The organism is Streptomyces sp. HUAS TT11 (genome assembly GCF_051553595.1).
Taxonomy (GTDB): Bacteria; Actinomycetota; Actinomycetes; order Streptomycetales; family Streptomycetaceae; genus Streptomyces.
Genome location: NZ_CP196184.1, coordinates 8,807,714 through 8,825,573 on the forward strand (window position 1 = coordinate 8,807,714; position 17,860 = coordinate 8,825,573).

At 69.8% G+C, this 17,860-nt stretch carries 15 protein-coding genes; 7 read left to right on the top strand and 8 right to left on the bottom strand.

Translation table 11 applies throughout. The features are described 5' to 3' along the window. Nucleotides 1–146: 146 nt before the first annotated feature. The 4 genes from ACSHXN_RS39625 to ACSHXN_RS39640 all read right to left on the bottom strand — a co-directional run bounded on the left by ACSHXN_RS39625 (nucleotide 147) and on the right by ACSHXN_RS39640 (nucleotide 5,169). Nucleotides 147–2,882: an AAA family ATPase gene (locus tag ACSHXN_RS39625; protein ID WP_438305839.1), complete on the bottom strand. Its 2,736-nt coding sequence runs from the start codon at nucleotides 2,880–2,882 to the stop codon at nucleotides 147–149. A 258-nt stretch (nucleotides 2,883–3,140) separates the two neighbouring features. Further along, entirely contained in the window at nucleotides 3,141–4,184 is a 1,044-nt protein-coding gene (locus ACSHXN_RS39630) for an aldo/keto reductase (protein ID WP_438305841.1), read from the bottom strand. Beyond that, nucleotides 4,181–4,333: a hypothetical protein gene (locus tag ACSHXN_RS39635; protein WP_355133595.1), complete on the bottom strand. Its 153-nt coding sequence runs from the start codon at nucleotides 4,331–4,333 to the stop codon at nucleotides 4,181–4,183. The genes ACSHXN_RS39630 and ACSHXN_RS39635 overlap by 4 nt, the downstream gene beginning before the upstream one ends. Next, nucleotides 4,330–5,169 (bottom strand): SDR family oxidoreductase, encoded by an 840-nt coding sequence (locus ACSHXN_RS39640; protein WP_438305843.1) that lies wholly within the window; start codon nucleotides 5,167–5,169, stop codon nucleotides 4,330–4,332. Before ACSHXN_RS39640 ends, ACSHXN_RS39635 begins: the two co-directional genes overlap by 4 nt. A gap of 162 nt (nucleotides 5,170–5,331) precedes the next feature. Between ACSHXN_RS39640 and ACSHXN_RS39645 the strand changes: the two genes are divergently transcribed. Continuing rightward, complete coding sequence (locus ACSHXN_RS39645; protein WP_438305845.1) at nucleotides 5,332–5,934, top strand: SDR family NAD(P)-dependent oxidoreductase; 603 nt, start codon at nucleotides 5,332–5,334, stop codon at nucleotides 5,932–5,934. A gap of 127 nt (nucleotides 5,935–6,061) precedes the next feature. Here the strand turns inward: ACSHXN_RS39645 and ACSHXN_RS39650 are convergent, their stop codons facing one another. Together ACSHXN_RS39650 and ACSHXN_RS39655 are read right to left on the bottom strand one after the other, a co-directional pair. After that, nucleotides 6,062–6,655: a TetR family transcriptional regulator gene (locus tag ACSHXN_RS39650; RefSeq protein ID WP_438305847.1), complete on the bottom strand. Its 594-nt coding sequence runs from the start codon at nucleotides 6,653–6,655 to the stop codon at nucleotides 6,062–6,064. Between the two features lie 232 nt (nucleotides 6,656–6,887). Next, nucleotides 6,888–7,868: an alpha/beta fold hydrolase gene (locus tag ACSHXN_RS39655; RefSeq protein WP_356293041.1), complete on the bottom strand. Its 981-nt coding sequence runs from the start codon at nucleotides 7,866–7,868 to the stop codon at nucleotides 6,888–6,890. 641 nt (nucleotides 7,869–8,509) lie between these two features. On the opposite strand from ACSHXN_RS39655, the gene ACSHXN_RS39660 reads away from it, so the two are divergent. Then, a complete protein-coding gene (locus ACSHXN_RS39660; RefSeq protein ID WP_438305850.1) occupies nucleotides 8,510–10,243 on the top strand; it encodes a LamG-like jellyroll fold domain-containing protein in 1,734 nt (577 codons plus the stop codon). Nucleotides 10,244–10,417: 174 nt separating this feature from the next. Here the strand turns inward: ACSHXN_RS39660 and lpdA are convergent, their stop codons facing one another. Then, on the bottom strand, nucleotides 10,418–11,830 hold the full coding sequence (gene lpdA, locus ACSHXN_RS39665) for a dihydrolipoyl dehydrogenase (RefSeq protein ID WP_438305852.1): 1,413 nt from the start codon (nucleotides 11,828–11,830) through the stop codon (nucleotides 10,418–10,420). 481 nt (nucleotides 11,831–12,311) lie between these two features. On the opposite strand from lpdA, the gene ACSHXN_RS39670 reads away from it, so the two are divergent. Together ACSHXN_RS39670 and ACSHXN_RS39675 are read left to right on the top strand one after the other, a co-directional pair. Beyond that, nucleotides 12,312–13,106, top strand: a complete 795-nt coding sequence (locus tag ACSHXN_RS39670) for an SGNH/GDSL hydrolase family protein (protein ID WP_383358886.1) — start codon at nucleotides 12,312–12,314, stop codon at nucleotides 13,104–13,106. 730 nt (nucleotides 13,107–13,836) lie between these two features. Next, entirely contained in the window at nucleotides 13,837–14,838 is a 1,002-nt protein-coding gene (locus ACSHXN_RS39675) for an acyl-CoA desaturase (RefSeq protein WP_356114593.1), read from the top strand. A 328-nt stretch (nucleotides 14,839–15,166) separates the two neighbouring features. Here ACSHXN_RS39675 and ACSHXN_RS39680 read toward each other — a convergent pair whose 3' ends face one another. Further along, nucleotides 15,167–15,532, bottom strand: coding sequence for a hypothetical protein (locus tag ACSHXN_RS39680; RefSeq protein ID WP_355133579.1), 366 nt, complete (start codon nucleotides 15,530–15,532; stop codon nucleotides 15,167–15,169). Between the two features lie 422 nt (nucleotides 15,533–15,954). Between ACSHXN_RS39680 and ACSHXN_RS39685 the strand changes: the two genes are divergently transcribed. The 3 genes from ACSHXN_RS39685 (at nucleotide 15,955) to ACSHXN_RS39695 (ending at nucleotide 17,848) form a co-directional block, all read left to right on the top strand. Beyond that, nucleotides 15,955–16,137 carry a hypothetical protein gene (locus ACSHXN_RS39685; RefSeq protein WP_383358888.1) on the top strand — a complete coding sequence of 61 codons (183 nt, stop codon included), beginning with the start codon at nucleotides 15,955–15,957 and terminating at the stop codon, nucleotides 16,135–16,137. A gap of 162 nt (nucleotides 16,138–16,299) precedes the next feature. Further along, a complete protein-coding gene (locus ACSHXN_RS39690) occupies nucleotides 16,300–17,067 on the top strand; it encodes a class I SAM-dependent methyltransferase (protein WP_355133577.1) in 768 nt (255 codons plus the stop codon). A gap of 115 nt (nucleotides 17,068–17,182) precedes the next feature. After that, nucleotides 17,183–17,848 (top strand): TetR/AcrR family transcriptional regulator, encoded by a 666-nt coding sequence (locus ACSHXN_RS39695; protein WP_355133575.1) that lies wholly within the window; start codon nucleotides 17,183–17,185, stop codon nucleotides 17,846–17,848. Nucleotides 17,849–17,860: the final 12 nt, after the last annotated feature.

Consider the following 17,860-nt stretch of genomic DNA (forward strand, 5'->3'; position numbering starts at 1 on the left):
CGCGGTCTGGCGTTTGACTTCTGGTGGTCCCGTGGACAGCGCCGTCACAGGGGGCCGCGGCGCGGATCCGTCACCGCGTCGTCCGGGCCGCCTGGTCATGGCATCGACGCCAGGGCGATCGGCTCGCCGCTGAATCGGGCGCTTCCCTACGGAATGACCCCGCCCCGCCGTGCCATGGCCCCGCCGAGTTCGGCGCGGCTGGAGATCCCGAGCTTCTGGTAGACCCGGGCCAGGTTCGCCTCGACGGTCTTCGGGCTGATGAACAACGCGTCCGCGATGGCCCGGTTGGTCTGCCCCTGGGCGGCCAGCGCGGCGACGCGCTCCTCGGTGGGGCTCAACTCCGCCGAGGCCGGCGCCCGGCCCCCGATCCGGGCGAGTTCGGCTCTGGCGCGTCGCTCGAAGGCCATCGCGCCGATCGCGGCGAACTCGGCGGCTGCCCCGTCGAGCGCCGCACGCGCGGCGCGTCTGCGCTTGGCCCGTCGGTGGACCACGCCCGCAACCAGCAGACAGCGCGCGCGATCCAGTGGAAGCACGTGCGGGGAGACCGAAGCCCTGGCCTCCTCCAGCCTGGCGACCGCTTCGGTGGCGTCCTCACCCTGGGCCGCGGCCAGCAGGGCCCGGCTGCGCGCGAGACCCAGCGTCGTCCACGGGCGGGGCAACCGCTCATGCCGTTCGGCGAGCCGATCGAGTACGCGGTGGGCGGTCTCCAGATCGCCGACGGCGGCGCACGCCTCGATCCAGTCCGGCTCGAAACGTTGCGACAGCGGCTCGACCAGGCCCGTCGCGTCCGCCTCTGCGGCCAATGCCCGATAGGCGTCCGCGGCATCGGCCGCACGGCCGTCGGACAGGGCGGTGAACGCGGTCAGGGCGAGATGGATACGGCGCGCCCACGGGTCGTCGACGGCCTCGGCACGTTGCAGCCCCGCCTCCGCCACCTTCCGGGCGCGCTCCACATCGCCGCGGTGTGCGTCGAGCAGACCGACCAGCCAGGTCTCGCCCACGAGTCCGGTGCCGAGTTGTTCGCCGAGATCCCGGGCGGCCGCGATGGTGCGGGCCGCGGCCTCGTAGCGCCCGGCGACCAGTTCGGTCTCGCCCAGGTGTGTCAGCAGCTCGTGCTGCCCCGGTTCGTCGCCGAACGCGGTCGCCCGGTCGAGCATGTCGTTCAGACGGCTGCGGGCCTTGTCGTGCTCGTCGACGGATCTCCACCAGATCGCGGGGATGGTGCCGCCCAGCCAGGAGGGCCGCTCTCCCTCCAGCATCAGAGCGCGGTCCAGCAGGTCCAGCCGGGGGGCGTGCCCGCCGCGGACCTCGTTGAAGAACAGTTGCAGCAACGACCCCGACAGCAGCTCGACATCCTCGGGCGAGGTGTCGGCAAGCAGCTTGCAGGCATCCTCCGCGTGGCGCCGGGCCAGTTCGGGTGAGTCGTGGAACAGGCTCAGGTAGGCGTGGATACGACCGGCCAGCGGTGCGGCGTCCGGCGTCGCGGCCAGCGCCCGTTCGGCCGTCCCGGCGGCCACCGAGAGCGGTTCGTCGGCGCTCCAGGCCACTTCGGCGCGCAGGAGTAACGCCTCTGCCTTCCGGTCCGTGCCGCGTGTCTCGGCGACCAGGGTCGCCGCCTTCGCGGCAGCACGGTAGTCGCCGCTGTCGTAGTGACAGCGGGCCGCCGCCAGCCGTCGGCGGCACTGGTCCCCCGTGGACTGCGAGGGTGTCAGTCGTGCGGACTGCTCGTACAGGCCGGCCGCGATCTGCGGGGCACCCCGTTGTCGCTGCCGTTCCGCCGAGGCCGCGAGTTCGGCGGCGACCGCGGCGTCCGGTGCCACCACGCACAGCGCGAGTTGACGGGCACGCTCGTCCGGGTCCGCGACGGCGTCGGCCAAGCGGTGGTGCAGCCGGCGACGGAGCCCCGCCGGCATGTCAGCACGGACCGCGGCGGCGTAGAGCGGGTGGCTGAAGTGCACCGCGCTTCCGGCAAGGGTCAGCAGTCGGGCGTCCTCCGCCTCGTCGAAGGCGCTGAGGTCCACCCCGGCGGCCTGCAGATCACGCAGATTCGCCACGGACAGCAGGGCCGCCAGCCGGATGGCGTCCCGCCCGGCCGTCGGCAGCGCGCTCACGGTGTCGGCCAGCACCCGGGTCATGGTGGCGGGGAACGGCAGGTCCTCGCCGGGGGAGGGCAGCCTGGGCAGTCGCAGTACCGCGCGGGCCAACTCCATGGCCAGCAGCGGGTTTCCGCCGGAGTCCCGGGTGATGCGCGCCAGCAACGGGCGGCTGAGCGTCACGTCGAGACGGTCCCGCAGCACATGGTGCAGTGCCCCGACGCCGAGCGGCTCCACGTCGATCCGGCGTATGCGCCCGGGCAGACGATCCAGGTCCAACGGTGTCCCGGTGGTGGCGTCGCTGCGGGCGCTGACCAGGATCGCCGCGCCCGGAACCCGTCGCAACGCATACCTCAACGCCCGTTCGCTGGCCGGGTCCAGCCAGGGGGCGTCGTCCACGGCCACCACAACCCGGCGATCCGACGCCGCGGCACTGTCCAGAAGGGATCGTGTCGCGGCGGCCAGTGCCCGCTCGTCCACGGCGGTGCCGGCGTTCGCGGTGAGCAGCGCCGCCTCGGCCGCGGCCCGCTGGGGGCCCGGCAGATCGGCCACCTGTGGGGCAAGAGGTCGCAGCAGATCGGCGAGGGCCGCCAGCGCCAGCGACGATTCAGACTCCGCGGGCGCGCACGTCAGGACCAGCCAGTCCTCTTGCCGTGCCCTGTCCACCAGTTCGCGCCAGATGGCACTCTTGCCTATCCCGGCCGGCCCTGCGAGAAGCACAGGATCACCCTGGACGAGCGACTCCCACGCCTGCTTCAGCACGGCGTCCCGACCGAACACCACAGCCACGATTCCAGCATAGTGTTCGGCGTCCTCGGCGAGGACGTCACCCTGGTGCGGTGAGACGTGTCGGATGCCATGTCCGCCTCGGTGCGACGGTGCCGGCCGCAGTGACATGCCTGAAGGGGCAGTTGGGCGGCCGAGCGACAAGGGAGCACGTGGCAGGCGGTGGCGGATCGATGCCGCGGGACCCGTCCCGCTTCGGGCGGCCGCACCCACGTGTCGACGACGGTGTGTTCCACCGTGGTGCGGGATCGAGTGACTCCCTCAGGCGCTCACCCCATTGATCGTCGTCGCGCCCTGCTGCGCCGGAACGCCGAAGTCGCGCAGGAACGGCACCGGGAAGTTCAGATCCGGGACGGTCAACTCGGCGAGCTCGGCCGACTCGTCCGTGGTCAGCGCGACCTCGAGCGAGGCGAGGTTCGCGGTCAGTTGGCCGACCGTCCGCGCCCCTACGATGGTCGACGTCACCATCGTCTGCTGTCGGACCCAGGCCAGTGCCACCGCGGCGACCGTGGTGTCGTGTGTTGCGGCGATCCGGCCGAGCGCGTCGAGCAGCGACCAGGTTCGCTCGTTGAGGTGCCGGCCGACGAACATCCCCCGTCCGGACCCTGCCGGGTTCGGGTTCTCCCGGGTGTACTTGCCGGTGAGGACCCCGTTGGCCAGCGGACTCCACGGCATCACGCCCAACCCCAGTTCCCGTGCGGCCCCGAAGAGTTCGCCCTCCGACGTGCGCTCCAGGAGGCTGTATTCGACCTGGATGGCGGCGATCGGGGTCCAGCCGCGCCATTCGGCCAGCGTGGCCATGCGCGCCACGGCCCAGGCCGGGGTGTCGGACAGGCCCACGTAGCGCACCTTCCCCTCGCGCACCAGATCGTCCAGCGTGGAGATGGTCTCCTCGAGCGGGGTGTGCCGGTCCCAGTTGTGCTGCCAGTACAGGTCGAGGTAGTCGGTGCCGAGACGGGTCAACGACTCGTCGACGTGCCGCCGGATCGCCTTGCGCCCCGTGCCGCCGTTGTTCGGGTCGTGCGCGTCCATGGTCAGCGCGAACTTGGTCGCGATCACCAGCCGGTCCCGCAGACCGGGGTGCTTGCCGAGGTAGGTGCCGATGACACGCTCGGATGCGCCGTCCATGTAGCGGTTGGCGGTGTCGATGAAGTTGCCGCCCGCGTCCAGGTAGTGGTCGAGGATCTCGACCGAGGCGGCCTCGTCGGCACCCCAGGACGGGTCCCCGAAGGTCATCGTGCCCAGGGCGAGCGGGCTGACGCGGAGACCGGTGCGGCCGAGCGTACGGAAGTCGGTGAGGTTCATCTGCTGATCTCCAGAACGTGGTCAGTGGCAGGGGGAGCGGTGTGCGGGCCGGCGGCCCAGGTCGGGCACTCGGGGAACCGGTCGCCGACGAGCGGGACGGCGTTGTTGCCCGGCGGGACCGCAGCGGTGCGGATGCCGGGCGTGCTCATGTCGGGAAGTCGGTCGAGGCCGCGAGGGCGCTACCAGCCTCGACTTCGCGAAGACGGCCGGACAGGGCGGCGCGGACAGCCTGGTAGGCGTCGCTGCCGAGGACCAGTCGACGTGGAGCCGGCCGGGTCGACGCGGACATGATGATCGCGGTGGCGACCCGTGCCGGATCGCCGGGCGCAGCGCCTGTCAGGTTCCCGCCCGACTCTTCGATGAACCGGCGGACCTGGCCGACCGGGGTCGCGGCGTAAGCGGGGTTCGCCTCGGCGATCGACAGTGCCGCCCCGAACCCGGTGCGTACGCTGCCCGGTTCGACCATCGTGATGCCGATGCCGAACGGTGCGACCTCACCGATGATCGACTCGAGGAAGCCTTCGACGCCCCACTTCGAGGCGTGGTATATGGCGGCACCCGGACTGCTGATCTGCGCGCCCATCGTGGAGGTCTGGATGATCCGGCCGCCGCCCTGGGCCCGCAGATACGGCAGCACCGCCCGTACGAGCTGGATCGGGCCGGTCATATTGACCGCGACCTGCTCGGCGATCGCCTCGTCGGTGAGTTCCTCGGCCGCCCCGACGGCGCCGCGGCCGGCGTTGGAGAACACCACGTCGATCCGGCCCAGCTCCTGGAACGCCCGGGTGACGACCGCGCGCATCGCGGCGGTGTCGGTCACGTCCAGGTCCGCCGTCCAGACCGTGCCCGGGTACGACCTCCGTACGTCCTCGAGCCGGGCGGCGTCCCGGGCCGTCGCCGCCACACGGTGTCCGGCCGCCAGGAGCTGCTCGGTCACCTCGCGTCCTATCCCGGTGGACGCTCCCGTCACCAACCACTGAGCCATCTCGACCTCTCCGATTTCAATCCAACTGGATGGTTGAAACCTAGCGAAGGAGGGATGCAAGAGTCAACCATCCAGTTGGTTGTGTGGTGGTACCTCCGAGGCATCGCCGTGCACGAAAGAGGTCTTGGACGCCCCGGGTGGACTCGACGGAAGGTGGGGCACATGGCACGCGTACTCATCACCGGTTCCAGCCGAAGGCTCGGACTCATGGTCGGCGAACTCCTCGTCCAGCAGGGGCACCGCGTCGTTCTGCACGCCAGGGACGCGAGACGTGCCGTGGACACCCGGGCGGCCCTCCCGGCCGCCGATGACGTGCTGGTCGGCGACCTGGCGTCGATCGACGCGATGCGATCCGTCGCCGAGCAGGCCAATGCGACCGGGCGCTTCGGCGCCGTCATCCACAACGCACGGGTCGGCTATCGGGAGCGGTACCTGGTCACCGCCGACGGGCTCAGTCACGTCTTCGCGATCAACGTGCTCGCGCCGTACCTCCTGACCGCGCTGATCATGCCGCCGAACCGGCTCGTCCACCTCTCCTCAGGTATGCACCAGGGTGGCTCGGCCGGCCTCGGTGATCCGCAGTGGGAGCGCCGGCGCCGGCAGGCCGCTCAGGCGTACTCCGACAGCAAGCTCTTCGACGTGCTGCTCGCCTTCGGTGTCGCGCGGCATCGGCCGGACGTGCGGTCGAATGCCCTGGAGCCGGGTGGGTGCCGACCCGCATGGATGGACCCGGCGCACCGGACGACATCAGCCAGGCACACGTGACCCAGGCGTGGCTGGCCGCATCGGACGATCCCGCAGCCGATGTGACGGGCCAGTACTTCTACCACCGCCGGCCGAGGCAGCCTCTTCCGGTCGCGTACGATGTCGCGGCCCGGGAGGCGTTGTCGGACTACTGCGCGGGGCTGGCCGGGGTCCCGCTGCCGCCCAGCGACTGACAGATCGCCTCGACGGCGGCGACCACCATCGCCCGGTGGGCGGCCTGCCGCTTGACGGGATCCTCGCCGCCGAGGGCCCGCAGGCCTTCGGGAACACCGGTCCACGCGGTACTGATCGCCACCACGATCTCGAGCACGTCGATGGCGGTCCGGTCGTCCGGCAGGCCCAGCGCCGTGCGCAACGCGACGGCCTTCTCCAGGTGGGACTCGATCTCGCCCGGAGTGGCGTCGTCGCGTTCGAGCGCACGCCAGCGGGTCAGGCGCAGCAGATCCGGATTCGCGTTCAGGGCGTCGAAGAGTGCGCCCGCGTAGCCCGGTAGATCGTCGGGCGTGTAGGGCACGGTGTCGGCGAGCACGCTGAGCCGGTCGCCCAGTACCGCGTCGAAGAGGTTGTCCTTGGAACCGAAGTAGGCATAGATGGCCTGCTTGTTGGCCGACGCTGCGGCCGCGATCCGGTCGACACGGGCGCCGGCCAGACCGCGCTCGGAGAACTCGTGATAAGCCGCGTCCAGAAGGCGGGCACGAGTGGCTGCGGAGTCGTACGGCACCCACCCAGCTTAACAATCCAACCGGATGGTTGTCACGGGCGGTCATGCGCTGCGCACGGGCCCACGGCCGGACCCGTCCGGCCGCCGATCCGGACTGGGCATCACTGCCTGGTGATCGCCCTTCGGGTTCCTTGAACGTGCTGATCAAGGTTCCGGGGCGGCGGCGATCGGGGCCGGACGGGCTCACCGGCCGGACGAGGGGCTTCGTGGCCGAGAGGCGCGCCGGGGTGTGTCAGGCGGGCAGTGCGGCGAGCCAGTCGGTGAGGAGCCGGTTGACCTCCGCGGGGCGTTCTTGCTGGATCCAGTGCCCGCAGTCGTCCAGCAGGTGGGAGCCGACAAGGCCGGGCAGCGTGACCGGATACGCCTTGATCGCATCGGCCAGCCATGTCGTCGAGGCATCCATGCTGCCGCCGATGAACAGGGACGGTTGGGTGATGGGGGCGCCGTCGACATCGGCGAGATCCTCCCAGTCGCGGTCCATGTTGCGGTAGCGGGAGAGCGCTCCGGTCATCCCGGTGCGTTCGAACTCCCCGGCGTAGACGTCGAGCTCCTCGTCGCTGAGCCAGGCGGGCCGCCGGCCGACGGGGAACCGGTCGCGCAGCGTGCCGCCCTTGCCGACGAAGTGTGGATCGGGGGCACCGGGTGCCGGCATGGTGTCGGCGGAAAGGGCCGCGTAGAAGCCCGCGAGCCAGCCGCGTACATCGGGTTCCATCTCGGCCTCGGCGCGGCCCGGCTGCTGGAAGTACGAGACGTAGAACTCCTCGTCGCCCCCCATCCGAGCGAACAGCTCGCTGGGGCGGGGCCCACCGCGCGGGGTGTACGGGACGCTCAGCAGTCCCACTGCGCGGAAGACCTCGGGCCGCAGGAGCGCCGAGTTCGCGGCGATGGTGGCGCCCCAGTCGTGGCCGATGACCACGGCGGACTCCTCGCCCAGCGCGTGTACGACGGCGACGTTGTCCTCCACCAGGTCGAGCATCCGGTACGCGTCGGTCGCGGCCGGCTTGGAGGAGCGGCCGTAGCCGCGTACATCGACGGCGACCGCGCGGTATCCCGCGGCGGCGAGCACCGGCAGCTGGTGGCGCCAGGAGTACCAGGACTCGGGGAAACCGTGGACGAGCAGGACCAGCGGCCCGGTTCCCTGCTCCACGAGGTGAATCCGGCCTCCGGGCGAGGGGACCATCCGGTGTGCGATCTCCGCGACGTGCCGCGACATGTGACTCCTTCAGAACCGTCGGTCTGCTGTTTGTCCCGGGCGGCCCGATGTGCGGGCGATCCGGGGCTCGACACCGATCATGCGGATGTCCCCGCGCCGACGACGAGTACGTTTGCCGATTCGGCAAGCGAGTCCCCTGGGTGGTTCACCCACGGGGCGGGTGTCCCCTTTCCGGCACGGTGGCCGTGAGGCTGCGCCCGTTCCGCGCTGCATCGATTTCCGTGGCAACCGGCTGCCGGTTGCCACTACACCTGTTGGTCACCGTCCGCTCATCGGGAGATCGGTATCCCGTCATGACATGGCTGGACCTTTCAGTCCTGGACAGATACTTGATCTTCGTTCGTCACCCGGTGGCCGCCCAGCTTGCACCGCTTCTGACTAGCGTCGTTCCTGTTTGAACTATCAACCCGGGAAGGGCCCCTATGTCCATTCACGGTGACACTCCGTCCCAGGAGTCGACCGGACACAGCCGCCGAGGGTTTCTGCGCAACGCGGCATTGGCCGGTGCAGGAGCGGCAACGGTGGGAACCGGCGCGTCCGTTCTCGGCGGAACGCCCGCGTTCGCCGCCGAGGCCGCCAAGAGCGGCAGGACCGGGACGTGGAGACCGGATCCGACCGCCCTCCAGTTCACCCTTGCGGTCATGCCTGACACCCAGTTCCTGTACTGGGGCAGCCAGGACAGCGTCAACCGGACGCCGCAGGAGGAGTCGTTCCGCTACATCATCGACAACAGCGGGAACCCCGACAACAACATCGTGTTCATGGCGCACCTCGGTGACATGACCCAGGACGCCGACCCGTTGTCGTTCAAGCAGGTCGACAAGGCCTTCGCCCTGCTGGACGCGCACGGTGCCGCGTACAGCGTGCTGGCCGGCAACCACGACGTGAGCGGCGACGACAGCCGTGGTGACACGCCGTACCTGCAGACCATGGGTCCGCAGCGCTTCAAGCGTTCCAAGACGTTCGCCGGGGCCGACCCGACCGGCTACAACACCGCGCACATCTTCCAGGCCGCCGGGCACTCGTGGCTGGTGCTGGCCATGGACTGGCGGACCACCGACCAGGGCTTCGCGTGGGCGAACGACGTCATCAAGGCCCACCCGAAGATGCCGGTGATCCTCACGACGCACGACCTCGTCTACTCGAACTACGATGACAACGTTTTCCCGTACGAGTCCGGCGACCCCGAGAACAACGCCGTGCTCTCCGGCTACGGCGAGACGGTCTGGGACAAGCTGATCAACGACAATGACCAGATCTTCCTGACCCTCAACGGTCACTACTGGCCGCCTGCGCGTACGGCCAAGAAGAACGCCGCCGGCAACGACGTGTACATGCACATCACGAACTACCAGAACCGGTACTTCGGCGGTGGCGGCATGATCCGGCTGTACCACTTCGACCTCGCCCGGAACGCGATCGACGTCGAGACGATCAACCCGTGGATCCTGGCGCAGGACCCCGAGTCCCGCACCGAACTGGCGGCCGAGCACGCCCGGATCACCGGCCCGGTCGACAACTTCTCGATGCCGATCGACTTCGAGAAGCGGTTCTCGAGCTTCATCCCGGTGCCGGTCCGGCCCGCTCGTCCGGCCGCCCGGGAACTGGTCAAGGGCACGATGGCGTACTGGCGTTTCGACGGGCAGGGCGCTCCCGGTACCGCGCTCACCGCAGGCCAGACCATCCACGACCTGTCCGGCAAGGGCAACGACCTGACGGTGGTCACACTGCCGGGCACGGCCGCCGACGCGCTGACCTGGTCCGCCGACCACCACCCCGACCAACCGGCGCACGCCAGCCTGAAGTTCGTCGGTGGACGCAACCCGCTCCACGGCACGTACCTGACGACCGGGGCGAAGGCTCCGCTGAACGCCGAGACGTTCAAGTCCGGGTACACCATCGAGACGTTCGTGATGATGCCGCTGGACTGGGACGCCGGCAACAACGGCTGGGCGGCGATACTCAGCCGACGGGGTTCGGCCGGTGACGCCGGCAAGCACGGCAAGAACACCGACCCGAACGAGCCCCTGGTCCAGTTCTCCATCTCGAACAACGGCCGCGAGCCGCAGTTCAACCACTACCCGCTGAACGACACCTACCCGACGACCAACTGGGGTCACGGACTGGTGGAGCTCAAGTGGTGGCACCTCGCCGTCGTCAACGACGGCCGGTACACGAAGCTGTACGTCGAGGGCGCCCCGGTCGTCGACAACCCGAACCGTGAGTCGATCGGCCTCACCTCGCTCGGACTGCCCTGGCTGGTGGGCGGCCACGAGAGCGCGGGCGCCGTCGACATCGTCTTCCACGGCAACGTCGGTGACATCCGCATCGTCAACCGTGCCCTCTCCACGGAGGAGTTCCTGACCCGCAAGTAGGACGGTCTCTCCCGTCCCCGGATCACCGCCGGGGACGGGAGACGTTCGCCGGGAGGGTCACGGCCCGAGAGCGGGGCCCGACGGCCGGGCCGTTGCCTTGCCGGGCGGGGAGGGCAACGGCTCCGTGCCGTCGGTGTGTGCGAACGGCGGTACGTTCGCCCGGTCGTTCCCCGACTAGAAGTTGATCATGTGGCCGGCCAGACCGTGCACCGCCTCCTTGACCGCTTCGCCGAGGGTCGGATGGGCGTGGACGTTACGGGCCACCTCGTGCACGGTCAGGTCCCACTGCTGGGCCAGGGTCAGCTCGGGCAGCAGCTCGGTGACGTCCGGGCCGATGAGGTGGCCGCCGATCAGCTCGCCGTACTTGGCGTCGCTGATCAGCTTGACGAAGCCGGTCGGGTCGCCGAGGCCGTGCGCCTTGCCGTTGGCGCTGAAGGGGAACTTGGCGACCTTCACGTCGTAACCCTGCTCGCGGGCCTGGGCCTCGGTGTAGCCGAAGCTGGCGATCTGCGGCTGGCAGTAGGTGGCGCGCGGAATCATCACATAGTTCAGCTCCATGGTCTCCGCGTCCGCGATGGTCTCGGCCGCGACCACGCCCATGGCCTCGGCGGCGTGCGCGAGCATCAGCTTGGCGGTGACGTCTCCGATGGCGAAGATGTGGGGAACGGACGTCCGGCAGCGGCCGTCGACGTCGATCGCTCCACGCTCGGTGACCCGCACGCCGGTGTTCTCCAGGCCGTAGCCGGTGAGGTTGGGTGCGAAGCCGATCGCCTGGAGCACCTTGTCGGCCTCCAGTACCTGCTGGGAGCCGTCCTTGGCGGTGACCGTGACCCGCACCTGCGGACCGGACTCGTCGATGGCGTCGACGCGGGTGGAGGGGAGCACATCGATGCCCAGCTTGCGGTACTGGCGGGCCAGTTCGGCGGAGACCTCGACGTCCTCCAGCGGCGCGATCCGGTCGAGGAACTCGACCACGGTCACCTTCACACCGTAGTTGTGCAGGACGTAGGCGAACTCGACGCCGATGGCGCCCGCCCCCGCGATGATGATGGACCGCGGCAGGTTCTCGGCGAGGATCTGCTCTTCGTACGTCACCACACGTTCGGTGCGTCGGGTGCCGGGCAGCAGCTTGGGCGTGGCACCGGTCGCGATGATGCAGTGGTCGAAGCGGACGGTGCGGGACGAGCCGTCGGTGCCTGCCACCTGGAGGGTGTGCGGGTCGAGGAAGGTGCCACGGCCGTCGATCTCCGTGATCTGGTTCTTCTTCATCAGGTAGTGCACCCCCTTGATCCGTCCGTCGGCGACCCGGCGGCTGCGCCGGTACGCCTCGCCGTAGTCGAACGAGACCTGACCGTCGACCCTGATGCCGAACGTCTTCGCCTCGTGAGTGAAGACGTGTGCCAGTTCGGCGTTGCGGAGCAGGGCCTTCGAAGGGATGCAGCCCACGTTCAGGCAGACGCCGCCCCAGTACTTCTCCTCGACGACGGCGACGCGTTTGCCCAGTTGGGCAGCGCGGATCGCGGCCACGTATCCACCGACGCCCGCACCGAGTACAACAACGTCGAAGTGCTCGTCCCGCACGTTCATAAGGAGTTCCTTCCCGTATCGGCCCTTGTGGGTGCCTAGCGGATTCTTTCGCACCGCCGCCGTCTCCGCCGCGTCGGCACCCGGCTCACCGGCGATGGCGGGGGCGGGGCATACATCGGGCGGCGCCCCGTCGGACGGTCGCACGCGAAGGAAGGGCTTGCGCACGGGCGCATCAGGAGCGGTCGTGGGCGATCTGGCGAGGGCCCACCCGGCGTCGGCAGGGCCTGCTCATCGGTACGTGTCCGATGCGTGGGCACCGATTGACGGAACGTCAGTTTCCGGTCAATTTCCCGTCGTCGTCGACAGGTTTGAGTGCTGCTCACAGCCGCAACCACGACCTTTTCTGCGGTCTGGTCCAATGCCGCTCGCCAATGGCATGAACGGGACATCTACGCGGGAAGAATCTTTGACATGAACACTTCCCTTGGGTGGTTGCCTGTTGTACCAAATGAGGGCCAGCTTTCCCGCTCAGGGAGGTCATGTGAGACGCATCAAGTCGCTTTCGGCCCTTGCCACGCTGACCCTCGCGCTGATGTTCAGCCTGGTGATGACCGGTCCGGCAGAAGCCGCCGGACCCGCGTACGTCGCGCTGGGGGACTCGTACTCAGCAGGCAACGGCGCAGGAAACTACGACAGTTCGAGCGGCAACTGCCACCGCAGCTTCAGCGCCTACCCCTATCTGTGGAAGAACGCCCACGCCCCCTCCTCGTTCGCCGACACCTCCTGCTCCGGTGCGGTCACCACCGATGTGACGAACGGCCAGCTCGGCCCCCTGAACTCCGCCACCGGACTCGTCTCCCTCACCATCGGCGGCAACGACGCGGGCTTCTCCGATGTCATGACCACCTGTGTGGCGGGTTCGGACACCGACTGCGTCAACCGGGTCAACCAGGCCGAGAGCTACGCCCAGAACACGCTCCCCGCCCGCCTGGACGCCACCTACAACGCGATCCGTGCCAAGGCGCCCAACGCCAAGGTGGTCGTCCTGGGCTACCCCCGCATGTACACCCTGAACGTCTTCTGCGTCGGCCTCAGCGACACCAAGCACCGCAAGATCGACGAGGCCGCGGACGTCCTCGACAACGTCATCGCCGCCAGGGCGGCCGCCCACGGCTTCGTCTTCGGCGACGTGCGCGGGGCATTCACCGGCCACGAACTCTGCTCCGGGAACGGCTGGCTGCACTCCCTGGTCGTCTCCCCGAGCTGGGAGTCCTACCACCCCACCGCCACCGGTCACTCGAGCGGCTACTACCCGGTCTTCAACGCCAACAGCTGATCCGTCTCACACGACAGGCCTCTGCCCGCCGGGTACGGCGGGCAGAGGCTGTGGCGCAGATGCGCAAGACGCCGCCCCGACATGGTTGATGCGGCGTCACTCCGCCGCTCGACTCGACTTCTGCCCCAAAACCCACGTGCCGCGTGTCCGCTGTGCGGCCTTGACCGTTCCCGCCTGGACACCGTGCCGCGGCGGACGAGGGCCCGATGCCTCTTCCGCGGTGTGGAAGCGGAGTTCGAACTCTCGGTCACCTCAGGTGGCCCGATTCGGCCGTGCGGAGGGCCTGGTGGAGGAAGCCTCGCTCGCCGACCCGGTAGTACCGGGCGCGTCCCCGCTTGTGCACGATGAGCTTCGGCACACCCCGGCCGTCGTCGCTGTGGCGTGCGTCGCGCGTGCAGTCGAAGGTGGAGCCGTCGGTTCAGGCGGCACGTGCGCTGAGCAGCGGGGTCTCCGTGACTCCGAGCGGGGCACGTGCCGTACCGCGGCCCGGGTGCCGGGCGGTGTGCGGTGGTGCGTCGGGAACGTTCGGTCGCCTGCCCGCCGGGTGCGCCGAAGGCGATTCGGTCTCGCGACGTTCACACCCCGGACACCGGCGACGACCTGCACGGATGCCGGCCGGTGGGATCCTGTGCCCCGGGCCGGTGAGTGGGCTCTCGAGTGCGCACTGATGTGCATGATCCCGCCGTTCCGGCACCCCGTCCGAATCGGCTCGAGCAACGGCGAGGAATCGATGACCCCGAGCGACGCTGACCGCGCTGAACAGGCCGTCACCGAACGCGGCGCCGAGACCACCACCGAGGTCAAACCGCTGCTCGACGCCCCGCAGACGGCCGCGGCGGGGGCGGCGATGTGGATCTTCGTCGTCGGCCCGCCGGTCTGCCTGATCGCCGTGGTGCCGTTCGTGTGGGGGTGGGGTCTGTCGGCGCTGGACGTCGGCATGGCGGTGGTTGCCTACCTCGTGTCCGGCTTCGGCCTCACGGTCGGTTATCACCGTCTCTTCACACATCGCTCGTTCAAGGCTCGGCGAGGCCTGCGGATCGCCCTGGCCGTCGCTGGTTCGCTCGGGGTCGAGGGCTCGCCGGTCCAGTGGGTGGCGAATCACCGCCGCCATCACGCCTTCGCCGACCGCGAGGGCGACCCGCACTCGCCCTGGCGCTACGGGACCGACACCCGCGCGCTGCTCAAGGGGCTTCTGCACGCGCACATCGGGTGGATGCTGAAGCGTGAGCTGAGCAACCGTGCCAGGTTCGCGCCCGACATCGCCGCCGATCCCGACCTCCGGGTCGTCGGTCGGCTCTTCGGGCCGCTGACCGCCGTCTCCCTCCTGTTGCCCGCGCTGGTCGGCGGGCTCGTCACCGGCACCTGGACCGGCGCGCTGACCGGGTTCTTCTGGGCCGGCGTGATCCGGATGGCGCTGCTGCACCACGTCACGTGGTCGGTGAACTCGGTCTGCCACGTCGCGGGCAGGCGTCCGTTCCTCAGCCGGGACAAGGCCACCAACTTCTGGCCGCTCGCACTGCTGTCCTTCGGCGAGAGCTGGCACAACTCACATCACGCCGACCCCACGGGCGCGCGCCACGGCGTCCTGCCGGGCCAGCTCGACCCGTCGGCACGCCTCATCTGGGTGTTCGAGAAGCTGCGCTGGGTCCACGACGTGCGCTGGCCGAGCGCGGACCGTCTCGGCGCCCGACTGCTCCCCGAAGCGGCCGGCCCGCGCCGGTCCGCGGTCTGACACCTCTCCGGGCGGCAGGAGCGGCACTCGACGAACCGTACGGGCATCCGCTCTCGGCGGAAGGGGGTCCGGTTGGTGCGGCCCCACCGACTGACGACGGAGCGGGCTCCTGCTCCGATGGACGGCGTGACTTCCGCGGGACGGGGCTGGTTCGGCAAGCAGCCCCGTCCGCACCGCCGTTCGGGGCGCCGAGGGCCGTGTGGGCCGGGCCGGCTGCCGCGGCGGAGTGCCGCTCGGCGGTCTTACGAGGCTCGGTTCGGACCCTTCGTCAGGAAGCAGCGGGGTGTTCGGTACTCGCGCTCCACCGCCCTGCGCGCCTGCGCGGCAGTCAGGCTCGGCAGTCACCGCTGAACACGGAGACCACGATTCTCCGCGGTGGGCCATGGCCCACCCGGACGTCGAGCGGGAGGCAGAAGCGGCCGTCGCCCTGTACGTAGAAGCCGCCGACATACGCCGTGTCCGCGTCCGGGCAGGCCCTGAACGTGACCTCTGCGGCGGGCCTGTAGCCCTCTTCCTGGCCATAGCCCAAGCCGGCGCGCTGTCGCGCCTCGGGCGCCACGGTGACCCTCACCACCGAGCCTCGCTCGAGCTCGGCGCCGATCTTGTAGTGCCAGCCGTCCGCCGTACGTCCTCCGAAGTCCGTCGGGCGACCGTCCTTCCATCCCTTGAGGCCGGGCCAGCGCAACGGCCCCACGACGACATCGGTCCTGTCGAGTGGTGGTCGCGAAGGGAGTCGGCCATAGGCCTCGCCCACACCGCATCGAACAAGTCGAGAAGGGGCGGCGGTGTTCGCGGGCCGGGGCGAGTGGGCAGGCACCTGCGCATCAGCCCCCTGTCTGCTGGGCGAGCCGGACTCCGGTGCCCCGCCCGAGACGCAGCCTCCCGATAACACAACCGCCAGCGCCACCACTGCCGATGCTCGTGCTGCCCTGACCATGACGACCTTCCCCCAAGGACACGTCGAACTCCAGCAGCCCGCCGTCGAAAGAGGTTCGCCCCGGCCTTACCGTGCCGGCGTCGGACCGGGTCGGTGATGCCCTGGGGCGGGCGGCGGACGTACCTCATGCCAAGTACCGGCATGCCTGTGCCACTGTCAAGCTCCGTACCGAAGGGGCGGTGTTGCTGCCCCGGTCCTTGCACGGACGGAAGCGGCGGGACGACCGAACCGTGCTCAACCGGATCGTGGGGAAGTTCCGGACGGGCACGGCCCGGCGGGACGTGCCGGCGACCCGCCACGACACGATCGCCGGATCCTGCCGAGCGGCCTTCACCTTCGCCTCGGTCCTGATGCGGGCGTGACATTCCAAGACGACTCCTCAGCGGCCCGACCGAGGTTCGCTGCGGCACTGCGGTGCCCGGCAGGGGCGCCGGGATCAGCGGCGCACTTCGCCGCGCCCGCTGGGCGCCGTAACCCGAAAAGGCAGTGGCCGCGCGGGCTCGGAGCCGCATACGTTCGTCTCCATGGTTGACGCAACTTTCGGGCATCCGCGCCTCGCCGCCATCTACGACCCACTCGATCCGGACCGCAGCGATCTCGACGCGTATCTCGCGATGGCCCAGGAGTTCGGTGCGCGGTCCGTGCTGGACATCGGGTGCGGTACGGGCGTGTTCGCGCTGCTGCTCGCCGAGCGCGGGATAACGGTCACCGGGATCGATCCCGCGCGGGCGTCCGTCGACGTCGCGCGTGGCAAGCCGGGCGCGGAACGGGTGCGCTGGCTCGACGGCGACGCGGGAGACCTGCCGCCCCTGCAGATCGACCTGGTGACGATGACCGGGAACGTCGCCCAGGCGATCGCCGATCCGCAGGCGTGGCGTACGACGCTGCGCGGCGCGTACGAGGCGCTGCGGCCCGACGGGCGGCTTGTCTTCGAGACGCGCGATCCGGCGCGGCGCGAGTGGGAGGAGTGGGCGGAGTGGACACGCGAGACGACGTACCGCAGGACGGACATCCCGGGCGTCGGTCACGTCGAGACCTGGGCCGAGCTGACGGACGTGAGCCTGCCGCTGGTGAGTTTCCGGGGCACGCACGTGTTCGCTGCGGACGGGGACGTACTGACCTCGGAATCGACACTTCGCTTCCGCGACCGTACGGAGATCGAGCGGGACTTGCGCGAGCACGGCTTCGTCGTCGAGGACGTACGGGACGCACCCGACCGGCCGGGCAGGGAGTTCGTGTTCGTGGCGCGACGCGGTACCGCGGAGCCCGTCCCGCACGGAATGCCCGAGTAGGGCACGCCAGTGATGCCGATCAGGGATCGGTTCGCCACCTCTGAGGCAAAGCGATCGCATCTCTTCCACGGTGACGCGCAGATCTTCAAAGTAAAGTGAATGCTATACTTTCGGTGTGGAGACCGTGGGCACGTCCGGCAAACGGCGTCGTGGAGGGCGGGGGGCGCGCGAGCGCATCCTGGCGGCGGCCGCGGCCTTGTTCTACGAAGAGGGCATTCAGGCCACGGGTGTCGCGCGCCTGGTGGAGACCGCCGAGGTCTCCACGCGGACCTTCTACCAGCACTTCCCGACCAAGACGGCACTGGTGGAGGAGTACCTGCGCAGCTACGAGGCCCGGCTCTCACAGCGGATCGAACAGTACCTGACCCGCGACGGACTCACTCCCAAGGACCAGTTGCTCGCACTGTTCGCCATGGTCGCCGACGCGGCTTCGGGCCCTTCGGGGCGCACGACCACCCGTGGCTGTCCGCTCCACAACGCCGCCGTGGAGGCCGCGGGGACCATGCCCGACGTGCGGGAGCTCGTCCAGCGCCACAAACAGGGCCTCGTACGGCTGCTCACCGACATCGCCGCGCGCGCGGGTGCCGACGATCCCGAGCGGCTGGGCCGTCATCTGGCGGTGCTCCTCGAGGGCGCCACCGCACTGTCGACCTCGCTCGACAGCCCTCACCCGCGCCATGATGCGCTCGATGCCGCCCGGGTACTGATCGATCAAGCCCTTCCCGACGTGTCCTCCGCCGCCGAGCAGTCGAGCCGGGGTCCGGACGTCGTGGTCGGCTGACGTCGACCCGCC